This window comes from Streptococcus infantis ATCC 700779 (genome assembly GCF_000187465.1).
In the GTDB taxonomy this organism is placed as follows: domain Bacteria; phylum Bacillota; class Bacilli; order Lactobacillales; family Streptococcaceae; genus Streptococcus; species Streptococcus infantis.
The window spans coordinates 488700-507471 of record NZ_GL732439.1 but is presented as its reverse complement, the minus strand read 5'-3'; the positions used below and the strand labels follow the sequence as shown (position 1 = coordinate 507471).

Here is an 18772-nt window from a genome sequence, read left to right as displayed (position 1 = left end):
AAGGATTTATATAAGATTTTTTGATTTTAAAAATTTCTTACTTCTCTTCAATTGTTTACTAACTTTGAGTTTACTGGGGTTTTCTGATATAATATTAGCTATGAAATCCTATAATACCTTGAATGATTATTATCGAAATTTATTCGGAGAAAAAACTTTCAAAGTTCCTATCGATGCCGGATTCGATTGTCCCAATCGTGATGGTACGGTAGCTCATGGAGGTTGTACTTTCTGTACTGTTTCTGGATCTGGAGATGCTATTGTTGCGCCTGATGCTCCTATTCGTGAGCAATTTTACAAGGAAATTGACTTTATGCACCGCAAATGGCCAGATGTCAGAAAATATCTGGTTTATTTCCAAAACTTTACTAATACTCATGAAAAGCTCGAAGTCATTCGCGAACGCTATGAACAAGCTATTAATGAACCTGGTGTTGTTGGAATCAATATCGGGACACGACCAGATTGCCTTCCTGATGAGACTATCGAATACTTGGCAGAACTGTCAGAACGAATGCATGTTACTGTAGAGTTAGGTTTACAAACAACCTATGAAGAAACTTCTGAGTTGATTAACCGTGCCCACTCCTATGAACTTTATGTGGAGACAGTTAAACGCTTGAGGAAATATCCAAAGATTGAGATTGTTGCCCATTTGATTAACGGCTTGCCAGGTGAAACTCATGACATGATGGTGGAAAATGTTCGTCGCTGTGTGACTGATAATGATATTCAAGGGATTAAACTTCACCTACTTCACCTTATGACAAATACTCGGATGCAACGTGATTATCACGAGGGTAGACTGCAGCTTATGTGTCAAGACGACTATGTGAAAGTTATCTGTGACCAACTAGAAATTATTCCCAAACATATAGTCATCCATAGGATTACGGGTGATGCGCCTAGAGATATGCTGATTGGTCCTATGTGGAGTCTCAATAAATGGGAAGTTCTAAATAGCATAGAAGCTGAAATGAGACAACGAGGTAGTGTCCAAGGATGCAAGGCTGTAAAACAGGAGTTTATGAATGAAAAAACCACTTGAAATGGCGCATGATTTTCTTGCCCAAGTCATCACAAAAGATGATGTTGTTGTAGATGCGACCATGGGAAATGGACATGATACGCTTTTCCTTGCCAAGTTGGCTAAACAAGTCTACGCTTTTGATATACAAGAACAAGCTCTTCAAAAAACAAGTAAACGTATCCAAGAAGCAGGTTTGACCAATGTAGACTTAATCCTGCAAGGCCACGAAACTGTGGATCAATTTGTGACAGAAGTCAAGGCCGCCATCTTCAATCTAGGTTATCTACCTTCTGCTGATAAAAGCATTATCACTCAACCTCAGACAACCCTTGAGGCACTAGAAAAACTCTGTCTGATGCTCGTTAAGGGCGGACGGATAGCCATCATGATATACTACGGGCATGAAGGTGGAGATATAGAACGAGATGCAGTCCTGGATTATGTCAGTCAGTTACCGCAACAAGAATATACTGCTACAATTTATCGAACTCTCAACCAAATTAACAATCCACCATTTTTAGTGATGATTGAAAAATTAGAAAGGTATCGACATGGATAAACAATACCTAAAAGATAAAATCGAAGCTCTTCGTCACAACTTTGTCGAGTCAACCCAACATGAACGGGCAGTTGGTATTTTGGATGAAGCACATATGAGTAAAAAAATGCTGAAAATCAAGAAGAAAATGATTTCACTTGAAATGGAGCGTTGTCAGAAAAAAATAGAACATAAGGACTGCTCAAAGATTGATCAAAAAATCCAAGAACAAAAGGAACTTTTTGAAAATTGTCGTAAACAAAAATAGGGAGGTGGAAAATGAATTTACTTTTTTATCTCTTGGTATTTTTACTAGTTCTTATTGTTTCTAGTACGACCAATAAGCTTCTGCCCTTTTTACCCATGCCTCTGATTCAAATTTTGTTAGGGATTGGAATTGGGCTTTGCTTACCCAACAACCAATATCATTTAGATACTGAGTTATTCTTAGCTTTAGTCATTGGTCCACTACTCTTTCGCGAAGCTCAAGAAGCAGACATTACTTCTATCCTAAAACACTGGCGGATTGTCCTCTACTTGATTTTTCCAGTTATCTTTATATCAGCGCTGAGCATGGGGGGACTCGCTCATGTCCTTTGGGCTAGCCTACCATTAGCCGCCTGTGTAGCAGTTGGTGCTGCTTTAGGTCCTACTGACCTAGTCGCCTTCGCATCCCTTTCTCAACGCTTTTCCTTCCCAAAGCGGGTCTCTAATATCCTAAAAGGGGAAGGTCTTCTGAATGATGCTTCTGGACTAGTAGCCTTTCGTATGGCTCTCATCGCTTGGACAACAGGAACATTCTCCCTTACCCAAGCCGGATCTTCATTAGCCATTTCCATCGTTGGAGGATTTGCAGTCGGCTTGATAACAGCCCTAATCAATCGCTTCCTCCATACTTTTCTACTCAGTGTCCGAGCAACAGATATCGCAAGTGAGCTCTTATTGGAACTTAGTTTACCTCTCTTGACTTTTTTCATAGCCGAAGAAATTCATGTTTCAGGCATCATCGCCGTTGTTGTTGCTGGGATTCTGAAAGCCAGTCGTTTCAAGAAAATAAATCTGCTTGAAGCACAAGTTGATACAGTTACTGAGACTGTTTGGCAGACTGTAACCTTTATGCTCAATGGTTCAGTCTTTGTCATTCTTGGGATGGAACTTGAAATGATCGCGGAACCAATTCTTAAGAGTGCTTTCTACAACAAAGTGCTTCTCTTACTCAGTGTTTTCCTCTTGACCTTCCTGCTTTTTGTTATCCGCTTTGTCATGATCTATGGATTTTACGCATTTCGGATTAAGAAGCTTCATAAAAGTTTAGACAAATATGTCAAAGACATGCTCCTCCTTACCTTTTCTGGTGTGAAGGGAACTGTATCCATTGCCACTATCCTTTTGATACCGTCTAATCTGGAGCAAGAATACCCTCTTCTTCTCTTCCTCGTAGCTGGCGTAACCCTGGTAAGTTTCCTGACGGGATTACTAGTACTCCCGCACCTTTCTGAAGAGAAAGAACCATCTAAGGATCAACTCATGCACATCGCTATCTTAAACGATGTCGCCATGGAATTAGAGAAGGATTTAGAGAACACAAAAAACAAGGTTCCACTCTATGCGGCTATTGACAATTATCATGGACGTATTGAAAATCTTATTCTTAGTCAAGAAAACAAAGAAATTCAAGAGGACTGGGAAGCTCTGAAACTCTTGATTCTCAGTGTTGAAAGCGATGGCTTGGAACAAGCCTATGAAGAAGGAAAGATTGGAGATCGTGCTTATCGTGTCTACCAACGCTACTTGAAAAACATGGAGAAAAATATTAAGCGAAACTTTGCTTCTCGACTAACCTACTACTTCCTTGTCTCCATACGCATTCTTCGTTTTCTACTTCATGAATTGCTCACATTTGGGAAAACATTCCGTTCGTGGAAAGACAAGGAAAAACAGCGACTTCTTGCCATTGATTATGACCAAATTGCAGAACTCTACCTAGCTAATACGGAAATTATTATCGAGAGTTTAGAAAACCTTAAAGGGATTTATAAGAGTTCTCTGATCAGCTTCATGCAGGAATCTCGTCTTCGCGAAACCAGTCATATTACGAGTGGTGCCTTTGTGGAACGGGTTATCAATCGTATCAAACCCAATAACATTGATGAAATGCTTAGAGGTTATTACCTTGAACGTAAGTGTATCTTTGAATACGAAGCTCAAAAACTCATCTCAGCTCAATATGCCAAAAAGCTACGACAAAATGTCAATAATTTAGAAACTTATTCCTTAAAAGAATCTGCTAATACCTTACCTTATGATATGATGGAATTAGTTCGAAGAAATTAAAGTCTATAGAAAACAAGAGAAAAACTGGAGGATTGTAACATGAAAAAGTTGTGGAAACAGCTGACTGATAGACCCTTATTAAAAGCTTTTTTGCACTACTATCAAGCCTCCGATAGTGAGTTAACTAGCGTTGCTGTTGCCTACTATTGGTTGATTTCTATCTTCCCCTTACTCATGATAGTGGTCAACATCTTACCCTACTTTCAAATTCCCATCTCCAACTTTCTTTTAACAATCAAGGAATTTTTACCAGATACAATTTATGAAGTTGTTGCAAAAATTGTCAGAGAAGTTCTGACTCAACCATCAACAGGTTTACTAAGTTTTGCTATCTTATCAGCTCTTTGGACTTTCTCCAAATCCATGGATTTTCTTCAGAAGGCCTTTAATAAAGCCTATGGAGTTGCAAAAAATAGAGGAATTATCTCACACCAGCTGATGAGTCTCTTGGTTAGCTTTGGCCTTCAAATTCTCTTTGCCCTTGCCTTATTCCTCAGTATGTTCGGCCATATGTTATTGGACTTGCTTAAAAACTACTGGAAATCCGAGAGTGCTCTGTTTTCTTATCTACAAGATTTTACAGGTCCCCTGATTTATGCCTTTCTTTTTGCTACCGTGATTATGCTCTATTATTTCCTACCAAATGTTAAAGTAAGTAAGATTCGCTACGTCATACCTGGTAGTCTCTTTGTACTAGTTACCACTATTGCATTATTAAACATCTTTGCAGCTTATTTCAACAATTATGTCAACTATCTCGTTGACGTCAGATTTTTCAGTTCAATCGTCGTCGTTGTCATGATGTTCTGGTTCATTATCATTGCCAAAATATTAATTATCGGCGCTGTCCTCAATGCTAGCGTTCAAAGTTTGAAGGATCCAGACTTTAAAGCAAATCAATAATTTTTTATCGATTAATACTCAATGAAAATCAAAGAGCAAACTAGGAAGCGAGCCGCAGGTTGCTCAAAACACCGTTTTGAGGTTGTGGATAGAACTGACGAAGGCAGCTCAAAATACTATTTTGAGGTTGAAGATGGAAGCTGACGTGGTTTGAAGAGATTTTCGAAGAGTATAAACAAATCAATCCCCCAGTCATTTGATACTGGGGGATTTTTGAATTTCCTACTTTATTGTCCACTAGTGACGGCTTGCAATTCTGTTTTTAGATACTGAGCCAAGTGTTGGTGAGCAAAAATAGTGGCATTCTTTTCTGCGGTAGGATTGTAGTTGGTGTTGGTATTTACATCATAGACATAAATGTCTCCACTCTCGGATTGAACCCATTCAATCGCCGCAACTTCAATCTGAGCATTTTTCAAGAAATTCTCATAAGCTTCTCTCCGGTCATCTGGTAGAGGTTCTGTAATCTGGAATTTTTCAGACGTTTCTAGTTGCTCCGGTCTCTTGCCGATTTGGCAACCATCTGCTGGACACAGTTGGAATCCATCTGAAGAATCAATCGAAACAGTATAGAGAAACTTTTGATTGATAAACTCTGAACGACGGATACGTCCATCACTTGGTTTGATGTAGGCTTGTAACAAGGTAATCCCGTCCACTGAAGGTTCAAAGAGGGGACTATTGACATAAGCTTCAAGTTCCTCTTCATTTTGGAAGAGTTGAACGCCTAATCCCTTACCTGCTCGATTGTGCTTAGTAATTAAAGGATAAATGTTCAATTTTCTTGCTGCTTCAATGATGTTCTCTTGCCCTAAAACTGCAACTGTTGCAGGAGTCTCTATACCAGATTCGTTTAACTTCAAATATTGTTTGATTTTACTAATTTCAAGGTTGATAGCACCGGTACCATTCACAACTTTGCGTCCGTGGGCTTCTAACCAAGTAATCACTTGCTCTGTAAATTCTGGCGCATAACGATGTCCTCTTGTGTGAGAAGAGGCAGACATACGATTGTAAAAGATACCTTGCGGCGGTGGGCTTTGCAAATCTAAAATCCCACTAGACAAATCCCATAGTTCATAAGGGACTTCTAATTCTTCCAACCATTTTACTAAATGTTGAGTCCATTCTAGATTCTCATGAATCACATAAACTTTTGCTTCACTCATTATTTATATCTCCTTAAGAAAAGCTGACTGATAATTGGCTTTCTTTTTCTTCTTCTAAAATATATCCTTCTGTTTTTTCGATAACGCTGACTGTTAAGATTTGACCCAAAACATTGATCATTGTACGACCAGCATTGACAAAGAAATCAACTGCAAAAATCAAGGCTACTCCTTCAACTGGTAAGCCCAATTGAGGTGCTGCAGCAAGTAAAACCACAATAGCTCCTGATGGTACGGTTGCCGCAGTTTTTCCAATCAAGGTCAACAATAAAACAGTAAACAAGAGACTTGATAAAGAAAATTGAATACCATAGGCGTGGGCGATAAAAATTGTCGTTACTGAGAAATAAACTGCTGCTCCTTCTAAATTAAAAGTATATCCTAAAGGAACAACTAAATCAATTGTATGTTCGTCATGCCCCTGTTTTTTCAAATCTTTAAGAAGGGATGGCAAGACCACACTAGAACTACCTGTAACAAAAGCCAGGGTCAAGAGACTCCAATTTTCACGAAAGGCTGATAAATACGGCACTTTAAAGAAGACGGCGATCAAAGGGAAAATAAGGAGAACCAATACAGCATAAGCCAGATAAGTTCCAATTACAAACTGACCAAGCCCAATCAACTTGTCGATACCCGTAGTTGCAACATCTTTAGCGATAAATCCAAAAATTCCAACCGGTGATAGTTTGATAATTACTGTAACAATCTTGTAAATGGCTTCAATCCAGATTTGGAAACCTTCGATAATCTTCTGAGATTTATCAGACTTAAGATTCCCAATTCCGTAACCAAGAAAGATTGCAAAAACGATAATTGGCAATAGAGCGCCATCTGAAAGAGATTTAACGATATTTGATGGAATGAAACCAAGCAAAAATTCGCTGAACTTGACATTGTTAGCAATCCCATCAAGGTTTCCACCAGTTTGACCGATGTTCACTCCTTGACCAAATCCTAAATAGTAACTAGCAAATACAAACAAAAGAGTAATGGCAGTTGTTACGGTAAAAAAGTAAACCAAACTCTTGGTCAAGATTTTTCCAAAAGATTTTTTTCCGATAACTCCAGCTACTGCAACAACGATAGTTGGGAAGATTAGCGGAATGATAACCATATTGATCAATTTAATAAAGGCTTGACCTAAAAATTGATAAAAGCCTGCAAATTGTGGCCAGATAAGGGCAGCGATAACACCCAAGACCAAAGCCACCAATAATTGAATGCCTAGTGAGAGTTTTGACCATAAAGTAACTAATTTCATAAGAAACTCCTTTGTTTTATTTGCTACTCATTCTACTACTATTCTTCTCTCCTGACTAATATATATTTTTTATTGTCACCATAAAAAAGATTTATCATGAAGGTTCAAACTACTCCAACTTTACAAAGTAAATCACATTGATGTTTGATATAGTATAAAAAATCAATTTCTAAACAAGAATTTTTAGAAAAACACTGTTAAATCAAGGAATATGCTTTCCTTTTATTCAAATTTTATGATACAATATTGTTATGATTTTAATGAAACTCGCTTCCGTCTTGCTTTTGGTACTAACCTTGGCTTTGGCTATTATCTTTAGTAGATTTTTTAAGTTAAAGAAAAAGGGGATTAACTTTGCAGATTTGGCTTTTCCTTTTCTGATTTTTGAATACTATTTAATCAGTGCAAAGGTTTTTACCCATAATCAACTTCCCATTTTGGGGGCAGCCTTATCTTTGCTAGCCATTATTCTAGCTTTTTTCTTCCTGAGCAAAAAACGTAGCTTTTATTATCCAAAATTCCTTAAATTCTTTTGGAGAGCTGGATTTCTACTCACATTGCTCATCTACATCGTTATGATTGTTCAAATCTTCATGATGAAATAAAAATAAATCATGCCAGCACCTCAACAGTTGGCGACTAGTTCTTCCACATGAGGTGCTTTTCTAATGACATTTTAAAAAGAGATTATTGAAAAAATAGGAGATCAAACAAGTGAAAAAAATGCTCTTGGCAAGTGCCATCACGCTTACTTTTCTAGGATTCGCAACAAATCCAGCTTTTGCTGAAGAAAATAACCTACAAACTACTACAGCAGAAACGACACAAGAAACTACAACTACAGAAAAAGAAAAAAAGAGCACCCCTTCAACCAAGGAAATTGCTCCTTCTACTGAAACAAGTTCAAGCCTCCCTACAACATCTACTACAACTACAACTACAAGTTCAGACAAGAAAGAAGAGACAAAAGCTCCAGAAGTCAAAAAGAATGGTTGGGTATTTGAAGAAAATATCTGGCGCTTCTATGAAGCAAACAAACCTGCTCTAAACTGGAAAAAAATTCACGGCAAATGGTACTATTTCGATAAGAATGGAATCATGCTTGATAATACTATTTTCGATGGATACATTCTAACTTCTAGCGGTGCTATGGTCGATAGTGGCTGGGGTAAAGTCAAAGATAAATGGTATTATGCAAAGCCATCTGGTAAAATCTCTCAGCAAAAATGGGAAAAAGTTGGTGGTGTATGGTACTACTTTGACAAAGACGGTATCATGCTCAGCAACACCATTTTTGATGGTTATATCTTTACCAATAGTGGTGCTATGGCTGAGAGTACTTGGATAAAACAAGATGGTAAATGGTACTATGCCCAAGCTTCTGGACAATTAAGTAAAAATAAGTGGGATAAAATTGGTGGTAGCTGGTACTACTTTAATAAAGATGCCAGCATGGCAAACAACCAATGGCAAGGTAGCTACTACCTAAAAGCTAACGGAGTTATGGCTGAGAAAGAATGGATTTTCGATAAAAACTACAATAGTTGGTTCTATTTAAAATCAGGTGGTGCTTATGCAGCGCGTGAATGGATTGGCTCATACTACCTCAAGTCAGGTGGTTACATGGCTAAGAGTGAATGGATTGACGACAGCTACTACAATGCCCGTTACTATCTAGATGAAAATGGTGTCTATGTCACAGGAACTCGTAAAATTGATGGAAAAGCACATCAGTTCCAAAGTAATGGAAAATGGATTGGCGAAATTCCTGTAAGTCGTGGATTTGAAAAAGGAAAATACACGAAGACTGTTTTCTTAGATCCAGGACACGGTGGTAGAGATCCTGGTGCTGTTTACTATAACACGAATGAAAAAGACCTCACTATGCAAGTTTACAAGAAACTTCGCAAGGAACTCGAGGGGCTTGGTTATACCGTTCTTTCTTCGAGAGATAGTGATGTCTATGTCGACTTTATCACTGAACGTTCAAAAATGGTGAATAGTACAAACTCAGATATTTTCATTAGTATCCACTTCAATGCTAGTGGCAACCCTGCTTCTAACCGTTCTGGAATTCAGACCTATTCTTACGAAGAAGATTCGGGCTATCGCGCTAAGATAAATCCTTACTGGCATAACCATCCTGATCGTATCAGTGAAAGTAATCGCCTTGCTGCTGATATCCACTCTTCACTCCTAGCTGAAACAGGTGCTAAGGATGCAGGTCTCCTCCAAAGTAGCTTTGCTGTCCTTCGAGAAACTGATAAACCAGCAGTTCTATTGGAGCTTGGTTACATTGACAATTTCAACGAAAACCAACAAATTCGTAGCGATGCTTACCAAAATAGATTGGTGGCAGGTATTGTCAAAGGTATTCAAAAATATTACGCAGGTAAATAAAGAAAAAGCCTCGAGAAATCTCGAGGCTTTTTTGTATTATGCTTCTTTCTTATTAACGTCAGGAAAGAGAAATCCAATTCCCACGCAAGCTAGCACTCCTGCACCGATAACCAAACCACTTGAAAGTGGCAAGATATCAAGAATGGCATTTGCAATGATAAAGGCAATGATCAAGCTCATGAGACTGGCCTTGTAATCTTTTTTCACCAAATTTTCAAGAGTGAAAAATAGAAATAGACCTACTGGAAATAGTGCCCAGATGTTAACATCCAAACTTGGCCATCTAACTAAACCAAAATACAAGACTGTTGCTGCAACGACTAAAAAACCGATACCTACTACTTTTTTCATGATATAACCTCATTTTCTATTTTGTTAGGAAGCTTTATCTCCCCTTGACAATTACTACTATAACAGAAATAAAAATCGCAAACAATAGGTTTTGCCTATGTGGTAGTCATAATAGACTATGTGGTCAAAAATCTTATCAAAAGAAAAAAGAAGTCCTAGAGGACTTCTTTCACACTGCCGATTGTAACAGTATTTTTGAACAAATACAATCTAGTTTTTCTTTTCCTTATATTCTAGAGAAGATTTGATTGCTTCTCGATCAGCTTGCAGTTGAGCTAAATTCTTTTCTTCTTCCTCAAGTTTACTAGTATCTGGTTTCACACGGTAATAAACATCTTCTGGTTTCATTAACATAGACCCATAATCTTGTCCTGAAAGTAGTCTTTCCTCAGCATGATTGCTTTTATCCGTAATCTTTCCGTCATCAGCAGGTTGCATAACGACTCCACTTGGCACAGCTACTACTACAAATCCTCCAGCAACAGAATCTTTTACCCATGCACTGATAGACGCTGTCTCAGGGTTACGACTATCTTGTCCTTTTGATACCTTTAATCCAACTACAGATTCGTACTTTTGATCATTTGTAAACCAAGTCGCACGTACTTCTCCAGAATCATTAATGATATATTCATTACCAGATTGACTACGCCAAGTACCTTCTAAACTAGACAAATCATTGTTCTTGATTGCTTCAATATCTAGTTTTGGAACAGCAGTTTCTTTCTTTAGCTTGCTAACAAGTGCTTCTGCTTCAGTAATCTTGGTATCCAAATCAGTCAGTTGATTCTTGAGTTTTTGAATTTCCTCTTGTTTATCCTTATCAGTCCCATCCGTTTTTCCTTGGCTTGTAGACGCTTGATTTGTTGTCTCTGTAGTTGAAATTGAAGACGATGCTTGATTTGACTCTTTCTTTCCAATCAGAGGATACAAGAAAATACTAACCAAGATGAGAGTAACTAAAACAGCGAGTGCTATGCCAATATAGATTTTTATTTTTTTATTTGGAGTCAACTTTGATTCAGACCGCTTACGTCCATTGATCTCTTCAAATTGTTTTTTCCGTTCTTTCTTATTCATAATTTTCTCCTTTTTGATTTATATTCAGCCAAGCTTGCGATACTTCATTCGTTACTATCTATGAACTTTTATGACTATTTAAAAAAATCTAAGCAAAAATTTCTAAAATAATTGCAGATTCAACCGTTCCTAGATTGGTATCAAAACAAGTATTTATTACAATACATTATACCACAAAATATAAATTTTAGTTTTTACTTATAAACAGGAATCACAGACGTTAAACAGAACCTATCTCATATGTTCCACCTTTCCTATATTTACAAAAAAGAAGTCCATTTGGACTTCTTGATTCTGCCGATTTCAGGGCTTGAACCTATGACATACGCGTTACGAGTGCCTTACTCTACCAACTGAGCTAAATCGGCGGCTACCCTTTTAGTATGGCACTCTGAGAATAGATGTCAAGAAATTTTCATCTTCATTAAAAGAAGCCTGTCCTGAGACAAGGCTTTATTTATTTTTAAGAACCAGCACTTTCATAGGCATCCAACCCCCTGTCCCAAAGTTTGAGGGAAATAACAAAGAAAACAAGGGAAATCAGAATCAAACCACCGATATTAAAGAAGACATCCTTATCCTGCAAGAAATAGCTGGCAGGATAGTAGGCCGTAAAGGCGAAAGGCACAATAAAACTAATTAACCAACGAAGGAGCGAATTGTAAATAGAAATCGGGTACTTGGCAAAGTCATTAAACATATAGAAAATGTAAATCATGGCACCTGACTGCTTGGTCCAAAAAGCGATGCTGGCTGTCGCAATTTTCAAGGAAGTATAAATCAAGGTCGCAAAAGGAATACAAACTAGGAAAATCAGGAATTTTGGAAGAGTCCAAGTAATGCTAGTCGCCGTTGTCGCTAGTAAGATTCCACCGACCAAAAGTTCACCCAAGGCATCAATCTGAAAGGTCTCAACGAGGATGTGAAAGAGAGGATTGATAGGACGAGTCAGATACTTGTCAAACTCCCCTTTTCGAACTAGTCGTTGACCTAAAGCCCAGAGATTGTCAAAAAAGAGATGATCTAATCCCTTTGGAATTAAGGAAAATCCATAGATAAAGGCAATCTCTTGAAAGGTCCAACCTTCTAGCGAGGGGATGTGTTGAAAAAGTACATTAAGAAACAAGAGGTTTAGGCCTTGAGTCAGAAAGACTCCCAAGACACCAACCACAAAATCCACCTTGTATTCCATGATTTGCTTGATGTATTGTCTGATAAAAATCAGATGCATGCGTTGATATTTTTTCATCCTAACCTCCCTGAATGGTGATAAATGACTGGACTCGTTTCCAAATCAACTGAGACAAGCCCACCATCACTATAAGCCAGAAAAACTGAAGCAAAAGTGCTTGAATAACCTGATTGGCATCGTATTTCCCAACAATGATCATAACCGGAGTGTAAATTAAGGATGAGAAAGGCAAGAAAGACAGAATATCTGAAACGATTTTCGGAAAGAAAGCCAAGGGAATTAGACTTCCAGACATAAAGGCCACTATTGAAGTCTTGAGTAGATTGGAACCCCATAGATTTTTAAACACAAAGGCTGAAAATCCAAAGCAGATATTAAAGAAAAAGTTAATCAGATAAGCCAGAGTTAAGCTAAAGAGATAAAGGATAGTTAATCCCAGCACTTCTAAAACACCTTGCCCAGATAAGATTTTTATCAAAACAATGACACTTAAAAATGGCAGTCCAACAGAGATAAAAATCAACCACTTGGAACCAAGCTCAGTAAAGAGATAAGAGGCAGCAAAATGCACTGGTCTCAACAATCTCATGATAATGGAACCATCCTTGACCTCCTCCCCAATCATAAAGGAGCTATCTGACCTGGTCAAAAGATTGGTCACAAAACTCATGATGATGTAGAAAGTGATATCTGCCATACTGAAGCCCTGAATCAAAGACTCTTGCGAAGAATCAAAGACAGCCTTCCAGAGATAAAAGGCCACAAAAGCACCCATGACATCACCGATCCGATAAAGAATAAAGTTGACTCGATAGGTAATCAACTCCTGAATCCCTGCATTGATAAAAGGTTTATAACGTCTCCACAATTTGACCATCTTAGAGCTCCTTTCGATAGAAGCGACGGATAATATCTTCAATATCCGTATCTACCATCTTCAAATCACGGACTTCAAAATCAGACAGGGTTTGTTTGATAATATCAGCTGACTGGTAGCGGGAACTATCAAATTCAATAGTCAAGTTATTTCCTTGTCTATCAATGGATATATCAGACAAGCCTTCATAATGAGAGACGAGTTGACTTTGACCTGGCGTCAGCTCAAAGGAAAGAGTCTTCATCTTGCCAAAGGTCTCCTTGAGCTGGCCAACCGTCCCATCAAAAATCTCCTGCCCCTTATCAATCATAAAAATCCGATCACAGAGTTGCTCAATGTCACTCAGATCGTGAGTGGTCAAGAGAATAGTTGTTTCTTCCTCCTGATTGATCTGGGTGATAGCACGTCGAATGTTGTCCTTGACCGAAACGTCCAAGCCAATGGTCGGCTCATCTAGAAAGAGAACCTTGGGATTGTGAAGCAAGGAGGCCGCAATATCCGCCCGCATCCGTTGACCCAATGAAAGAGTCCGCACAGGATCCTTGATAAATTCTTTCAAATCCAAAACTTCATTCAAAAAGTCCATGCGATTATGGAAAAGCGAGTCTGGCACATCGTAAATCTCCTTCAAGACCGTGTAGGTCTCTTGCAGTGCCAAATCCCACCATAGCTGGGTACGTTGTCCGAAAACGACTCCAATATCCTTGACATAATCTTGGCGATTGTCCTGGGGAATCTTGCCGTTAATCCGACAAAAACCAGATGTCGGTTTTAAAATCCCTGTCAGCATTTTGATGGTGGTTGACTTCCCAGCACCATTTGCCCCTATAAATCCTAAAATCTGCCCTTTTGGAACCTCAAAGGTCAAATCTTTGACCGCTTCAAAGGACTGCTTTTCAGGATGAACAAAGGAGCGCAAAGCTCCCTTTAACCCCGGCTCCTTAACTGTCTTCACAAAATTTTTCTGAAGATGTTGCACTTCTATCATTGCCATATCTATCTCCCTATCGTAAGAAACAACATTGTATTTTTGACTACAAATATTCTAAATCCTTACTTTCTACACCTTCTCAATATTATTACAGAAGGATTCATACCAACCTATTATAATCCAATAAATAAAGGAATGCAAGCGTTTGCTTATAGATTATGAAATTAGATATTTCTCTCTTAAAATAATGCTTTTGAGTCAGAAATTCTGGTTTATTAGTTTCCTTTAAACACCAAAAAACCTGCCATTAGGGGTAGGCTACGAATTGTAAAAAGGCAAACTATTTTGATCAATAAGAATCACTATTTAATCAAAGAACTAATCTTTCATAATTCTTTTCACAATCCCATTTCTATCAATTAGAAAACAATCTGGAAAGGTCATCTGCTCCCATTTTTCATAATCAAAACTGGAATCAAAATGATTGATTAAGATTCCTAGCAAATTTCCATGAGAACTCAGTAAAATGGTTTTATCTGAATACCTTTCTTCCAAGTCCGCAAATAAATCTAAAATTCTATTTAATGCTTCTCGATTGGACTCGCCTCCAATGAGAGATTTATCTGGGTTTTGCCATAAATATTGAATTGTTTTTTCAAACTCAGTATCTTCAATAAATCTTGAGGATAATTTTCTTTCACGTAAACGATTATCAAGTACTATCTTATCAAATTGAACGGGAGAACTATTTACTGTCTCAAAAGCTCGCTTATAAGGGCTTGAAATAAAGTAATCTATTTTACAAGCATTTAAAAACTCCAACTGTTCAAGAGATGAAAATCCTTTTTCTGACAAAGTTCTATTAAAATCATCACTTGAAAATCTTGAATGAGCATGTCTAAGTAAAATATAAGAATTATTCATAAGTCATTCCTTTCAATTATTATCATCAGTCTCAATGGATTTTTAAGCCCTCAATTATTCTCTAAAAATTCTTCAATTCGAGAGACTATTTCATGACTTTGATAATGATAAAGTTCGTGAGGCGCATCCATATAGATGACTTGAACATTAGACTGGTCACTAGAAAATTTCTCTGCATAATGCTGCCATTCGGATTGGCTAAAGGTCGTGCCTTCACCGTTAGAAACAAGGAGTATGGCTGGAATTTTCGGATTGATGCTAGAGGGAACTTTTTTGGCATTTTCCTTTACCAAACGGGATTCATGAAGCATGGCTTGTGACATCAATTGCTTATATGCTAGTAATTTATATTGTTGTCGTTCAGTTTCAGTCAGAGTTGGATTTTTTATATAAAAGGACTCAGGGAAATAGCGTAATAAGCCAATCTTACTGCTCCAATAAGCCACAGTAAGCAAGGCTTGATTATCCTTTAAATCCTCATAACTAGCTGGTAAGGCCCAATCCAGACCAACCAAGGCTTTCACTTCATCAGGATACTTCTCCTGCCAAGCCAGACTTTCAAGACTAGCCATTGAATGAGACAGAATAATAAAAGGACCTGATATATTTGCTTGTGATAGAGCTTGACGTGTCTCAGACAAAACTTCCATCACATCTCTGGAATAATTGCTATCCTCGCTATAACCATAGCCAGCCCGCTCCACGATGACTACCTTATATTTTTTTGATAGGGAATCTGTTAGATTCTTAAAGTCTAATATAGGTGAAGCAATACCAGCACCTGATAGAACTACTATTGTCTCTGGACCATCCCCCTCAACGTAAACATTGATTTTGTGCCCATTAACAAGAACTGTTTGCCCCATAGGTGTTAAAAATTTATTTTCCTTTTGTAAACTGATTCTGTGATAGAAAAATGTAGCGCCTAAAAACAAAAGCATAAGACTAAGGAAGCCAAGAAACCATTTTTTCAGTATTTTCATAGCATTATTGTACACAAATTAGACTCTTTTAGCAACTTAGTATATAGTAGTCTTAAGTATATTCTCTATAAAAGCAACCAAAAAACCCACCTTCACAGGCGGGTTAGTTTGTTAAATAAGATAAAAACATATCTATTGTAGTAAGTAAAAAATCTAAAAACCTAAACGTTCTTGATCCCAATTACCATAATCATCGTATCCAAATCCATCAGGATCCATCGCATCAATACCACATTGTTCTAGAAACCTTGAACAGTCATGACAGTAGTAATCTTCATATCTTTCATCACTAGCTTCCCAATCAATTTCCTTTTTTGTAAACTGTTGTAAGCACTCTCTACATTCGTATAGTTTTGCCATAATATTACCTCTTTTTAATTTTCATTAAAATTTTCAATGTAGTCAATTATTTTTAATTTCATAGATTTTGTAATAGGATATTTTTTAACCAATTCAATAGCTTCTTCCTTAGAAGATGTTTTAAGATGTTCTTTAAGAACAAGCTTTGTAACTTCTTCATAACCTAACTCCGCTATTTTATCGGCTAATAAACCAATAGTTGCTAAAAGAACTATTCCTCCTATCATTCCAAAAGGTCCAAGTGCAGCTAAGGCTGTTGTCAATGCTGCCCCACCTGCTAATCCTGTCGCACTCATTGCTATCATTAATACTACGCCAGGTAAACCAAAAGCTGCTATTTTTTTTACAAGTTCATCCATTATAACTACCCATTTATTTTATATTAACCTACTTTTATTGAATTAACCACAATATATGAATTAATCAAACCAATTTTATATTTTTTGTTCAATATTTTTGCACATTCTAAAACACTGAATTCACTAGACTCTAAGAAGTCCAGTTCTGGACATCTATTTTTTATCAAAAATTCCGTAAACTTTTTAGTAATTATGTTCTTTCTAACCAATAGAAAGAAACACAAAGAAATTAACAATAAGATAAACGCCAATTGAATATCCATAAAAAAACTCCTCTTTATTTTTTATAAATAGTTTTACTGTTAATCATAAAGAAGACAATATTATAAATTCCTCTTTATTTTATACTTTGTAATAACCAATCTTATAATTTAAATCCCTTCTACTTTTATTAGATACAGTATAATATAGAATATTATACTTGTCAAGTATTTTTAACAAATATTTTATTTTTTATCAAATAAAATATTTTTGATTAGTCAACTATTTAAATTTTATTTTATTTTTGTTATAATAGAAGTAGAAAATTATAGGTAAAAGATATGTTAAAAGAAAAATATCCATCAACAGAAGATACAAGAGCAATTCTACAAAATAACTTAAAAGCTATTCGAGAAATTTTGAATTGGACAAGTTCAGATCTCAGCAATCTTATAGGAGTTACTAAACAAACCATCAGTAATCTTGAAACTCAAAAAAGTAGATTAACAAAACTCCACTATATTGCATTACGTACCGTAATAGATTTTGAAATTGAAAATTTAAAAACTACTGATCAAGACAGAGCTGATAGAGCAGAGTTGTTGCTAAATTTTTTTGATGAATCAGAAAAATATGCGGTGTCTGAGAATAAATCAGTAGATTTTGAACAAATTAGTGAAGCATCTTCATTAATTGCAACCACTTCTACTGTTAAAAATGCTTCTAGAATAATTGGTTCTCTTGCACCAATTATTGGGGCAACAGTTGTTGCAGCCTTAATGAACTCAAATGACAAGAAATAATATTTAGTTCTTAAAACAAAAAGCAAAAAACTTCTAGTTGTTTTTGCTTTTTTATGTGCGATAAAAGAAGTTTTCTGTAAACACAAAAAACCCACCTTCACAGGCGGGTTTCGTTTTGTATTGTTCAGCTAGATTAAGCTTTACCTTCTGAACCGAATACGTCGATACGTTCTTCAACTGATGCTTGGATAGCTTTTACACCGTCAGCCAAGAATTTACGTGGGTCGAAGAGTTTCTTCTTGTCGTATTCTGCTTCGTTTGCTTCGTAGTCACGAGCAAATTTACGAGTTGCGTTAGCGAATGCGATTTGGCATTCAGTGTTAACGTTAACTTTAGCAACACCAAGTTTGATAGCTGCTTGGATTTGGTCATCAGGAATACCTGATCCACCGTGCAATACGATTGGGAAGCCTGGAAGAGCTTCTGTCAATTTTTGCAAGTGGTCAAGGTCAAGACCTTCCCAGTTTGAAGGGTAAGGACCGTGGATGTTACCGATACCAGCTGCTAAGAAGTCAATACCAGTTGCAACCATTGCTTTAGCGTCTTCGATTGGAGCCAATTCACCTTTACCGATGATTCCGTCTTCTTCACCACCGATAGTACCAACTTCAGCTTCTACTGAGATACCTTTAGCGTGTGCTTTTTCAACTACGTCTTTAGCCAATTTAAGGTTTTCTTCAACTGGAAGGTGTGAACCGTCAAACATGATTGAAGTGTAACCAACTTCGATACACTCAAGTGCATCTTCGTAGTGACCGTGGTCAAGGTGGATAGCTACTGGTACAGTGATACCCATTGATTCTACAAGGTTAGCGATCAAGTTGCGAGCAACTTTGTAACCACCCATGTATTTAGCAGCACCCATTGAAGTTTGGATCAAAACTGGAGCTTTTTTAGCTTCTGCTGCGCGCAAGATAGCTTGAGTCCACTCAAGGTTGTTTGTGTTAAATCCACCAACTGCATAACCGTTGTCACGAGCTGCTTGGACAAATTTTTCTGCTGAAACGATTGCCATTTTATCAGGCCTCCTGTATATTTTTATGGGATATCCCATTTACATTGTTCATTTTATC

The 18772-nt window shown here is 37.2% G+C and carries 21 protein-coding genes; 8 read left to right on the top strand and 13 right to left on the bottom strand.

Annotation, left to right across the window (positions count from 1 at the left end; genetic code table 11):
* Positions 1 to 100 precede the first annotated feature (100 nt).
* From mnmL to HMPREF9423_RS04735, 5 genes are read left to right on the top strand one after another with little or no spacing between them, the layout of a single operon-like run.
* On the top strand, positions 101 to 1048 hold the full coding sequence (mnmL, locus tag HMPREF9423_RS04755; RefSeq protein WP_006148187.1) for a tRNA modification radical SAM protein MnmL/YtqA: 948 nt from the start codon (positions 101 to 103) through the stop codon (positions 1046 to 1048).
* Entirely contained in the window at positions 1032 to 1589 is a 558-nt protein-coding gene (mnmM, locus tag HMPREF9423_RS04750; protein ID WP_006148186.1) for a tRNA 5-(aminomethyl)-2-thiouridylate-methyltransferase MnmM, read from the top strand. Before mnmL ends, mnmM begins: the two co-directional genes overlap by 17 nt.
* Positions 1582 to 1836, top strand: a complete 255-nt coding sequence (locus HMPREF9423_RS04745; protein ID WP_006148185.1) for a hypothetical protein — start codon at positions 1582 to 1584, stop codon at positions 1834 to 1836. Before mnmM ends, HMPREF9423_RS04745 begins: the two co-directional genes overlap by 8 nt.
* 11 nt (positions 1837 to 1847) lie before the next feature.
* Complete coding sequence (locus tag HMPREF9423_RS04740) at positions 1848 to 3902, top strand: cation:proton antiporter (protein ID WP_006148183.1); 2055 nt, start codon at positions 1848 to 1850, stop codon at positions 3900 to 3902.
* A 39-nt stretch (positions 3903 to 3941) separates the two neighbouring features.
* Positions 3942 to 4805, top strand: a complete 864-nt coding sequence (locus HMPREF9423_RS04735; RefSeq protein ID WP_006148182.1) for a YihY/virulence factor BrkB family protein — start codon at positions 3942 to 3944, stop codon at positions 4803 to 4805.
* A 227-nt stretch (positions 4806 to 5032) separates the two neighbouring features.
* Here HMPREF9423_RS04735 and HMPREF9423_RS04730 read toward each other — a convergent pair whose 3' ends face one another.
* Positions 5033 to 5974 (bottom strand): ATP-grasp domain-containing protein, encoded by a 942-nt coding sequence (locus tag HMPREF9423_RS04730; RefSeq protein WP_006148179.1) that lies wholly within the window; start codon positions 5972 to 5974, stop codon positions 5033 to 5035.
* 13 nt (positions 5975 to 5987) lie between these two features.
* Complete coding sequence (locus HMPREF9423_RS04725) at positions 5988 to 7238, bottom strand: dicarboxylate/amino acid:cation symporter (protein WP_006148178.1); 1251 nt, start codon at positions 7236 to 7238, stop codon at positions 5988 to 5990.
* Positions 7239 to 7483: 245 nt separating this feature from the next.
* On the opposite strand from HMPREF9423_RS04725, the gene HMPREF9423_RS04720 reads away from it, so the two are divergent.
* Positions 7484 to 7843 (top strand): DUF3397 domain-containing protein, encoded by a 360-nt coding sequence (locus HMPREF9423_RS04720; RefSeq protein WP_025170162.1) that lies wholly within the window; start codon positions 7484 to 7486, stop codon positions 7841 to 7843.
* A gap of 109 nt (positions 7844 to 7952) precedes the next feature.
* The gene (locus HMPREF9423_RS04715) at positions 7953 to 9638 is read left to right on the top strand and encodes an N-acetylmuramoyl-L-alanine amidase (protein ID WP_006155585.1); all 1686 of its coding nucleotides are present in this window, start codon (positions 7953 to 7955) and stop codon (positions 9636 to 9638) included.
* 36 nt (positions 9639 to 9674) lie between these two features.
* On the opposite strand, the gene HMPREF9423_RS04710 is transcribed toward HMPREF9423_RS04715, so the two are convergent.
* The 10 genes from HMPREF9423_RS04710 to HMPREF9423_RS04660 form a co-directional block, all read right to left on the bottom strand.
* Positions 9675 to 9989 (bottom strand): hypothetical protein, encoded by a 315-nt coding sequence (locus HMPREF9423_RS04710; RefSeq protein ID WP_006148175.1) that lies wholly within the window; start codon positions 9987 to 9989, stop codon positions 9675 to 9677.
* Positions 9990 to 10199: 210 nt separating this feature from the next.
* A complete protein-coding gene (locus HMPREF9423_RS04705) occupies positions 10200 to 11069 on the bottom strand; it encodes a DUF6287 domain-containing protein (RefSeq protein WP_006148174.1) in 870 nt (289 codons plus the stop codon).
* A 463-nt stretch (positions 11070 to 11532) separates the two neighbouring features.
* A complete protein-coding gene (locus tag HMPREF9423_RS04695; protein ID WP_006148173.1) occupies positions 11533 to 12318 on the bottom strand; it encodes an ABC transporter permease in 786 nt (261 codons plus the stop codon).
* A gap of 1 nt (position 12319) precedes the next feature.
* Complete coding sequence (locus HMPREF9423_RS04690) at positions 12320 to 13138, bottom strand: ABC transporter permease (RefSeq protein ID WP_006148172.1); 819 nt, start codon at positions 13136 to 13138, stop codon at positions 12320 to 12322.
* 1 nt (position 13139) lies between these two features.
* The gene (locus HMPREF9423_RS04685) at positions 13140 to 14132 is read right to left on the bottom strand and encodes an ABC transporter ATP-binding protein (RefSeq protein WP_006148171.1); all 993 of its coding nucleotides are present in this window, start codon (positions 14130 to 14132) and stop codon (positions 13140 to 13142) included.
* Between the two features lie 315 nt (positions 14133 to 14447).
* Positions 14448 to 14993: a histidine phosphatase family protein gene (locus HMPREF9423_RS04680; RefSeq protein ID WP_006148169.1), complete on the bottom strand. Its 546-nt coding sequence runs from the start codon at positions 14991 to 14993 to the stop codon at positions 14448 to 14450.
* A 50-nt stretch (positions 14994 to 15043) separates the two neighbouring features.
* Complete coding sequence (locus HMPREF9423_RS04675) at positions 15044 to 15976, bottom strand: alpha/beta fold hydrolase (RefSeq protein ID WP_006148168.1); 933 nt, start codon at positions 15974 to 15976, stop codon at positions 15044 to 15046.
* Between the two features lie 153 nt (positions 15977 to 16129).
* Entirely contained in the window at positions 16130 to 16336 is a 207-nt protein-coding gene (locus tag HMPREF9423_RS04670; RefSeq protein ID WP_004252454.1) for a hypothetical protein, read from the bottom strand.
* A 14-nt stretch (positions 16337 to 16350) separates the two neighbouring features.
* On the bottom strand, positions 16351 to 16695 hold the full coding sequence (locus HMPREF9423_RS04665) for a hypothetical protein (RefSeq protein WP_004252453.1): 345 nt from the start codon (positions 16693 to 16695) through the stop codon (positions 16351 to 16353).
* 23 nt (positions 16696 to 16718) lie between these two features.
* Positions 16719 to 16958 carry a hypothetical protein gene (locus tag HMPREF9423_RS04660; RefSeq protein ID WP_006148166.1) on the bottom strand — a complete coding sequence of 80 codons (240 nt, stop codon included), beginning with the start codon at positions 16956 to 16958 and terminating at the stop codon, positions 16719 to 16721.
* 279 nt (positions 16959 to 17237) lie between these two features.
* Here HMPREF9423_RS04660 and HMPREF9423_RS04655 point away from each other — a divergent pair, with 279 nt between their 5' ends.
* Complete coding sequence (locus HMPREF9423_RS04655; protein WP_006148165.1) at positions 17238 to 17699, top strand: helix-turn-helix transcriptional regulator; 462 nt, start codon at positions 17238 to 17240, stop codon at positions 17697 to 17699.
* A 133-nt stretch (positions 17700 to 17832) separates the two neighbouring features.
* Here HMPREF9423_RS04655 and HMPREF9423_RS04650 read toward each other — a convergent pair whose 3' ends face one another.
* On the bottom strand, positions 17833 to 18714 hold the full coding sequence (locus HMPREF9423_RS04650; RefSeq protein WP_004252450.1) for a class II fructose-bisphosphate aldolase: 882 nt from the start codon (positions 18712 to 18714) through the stop codon (positions 17833 to 17835).
* Between the last annotated feature and the right edge of the window lie 58 nt (positions 18715 to 18772).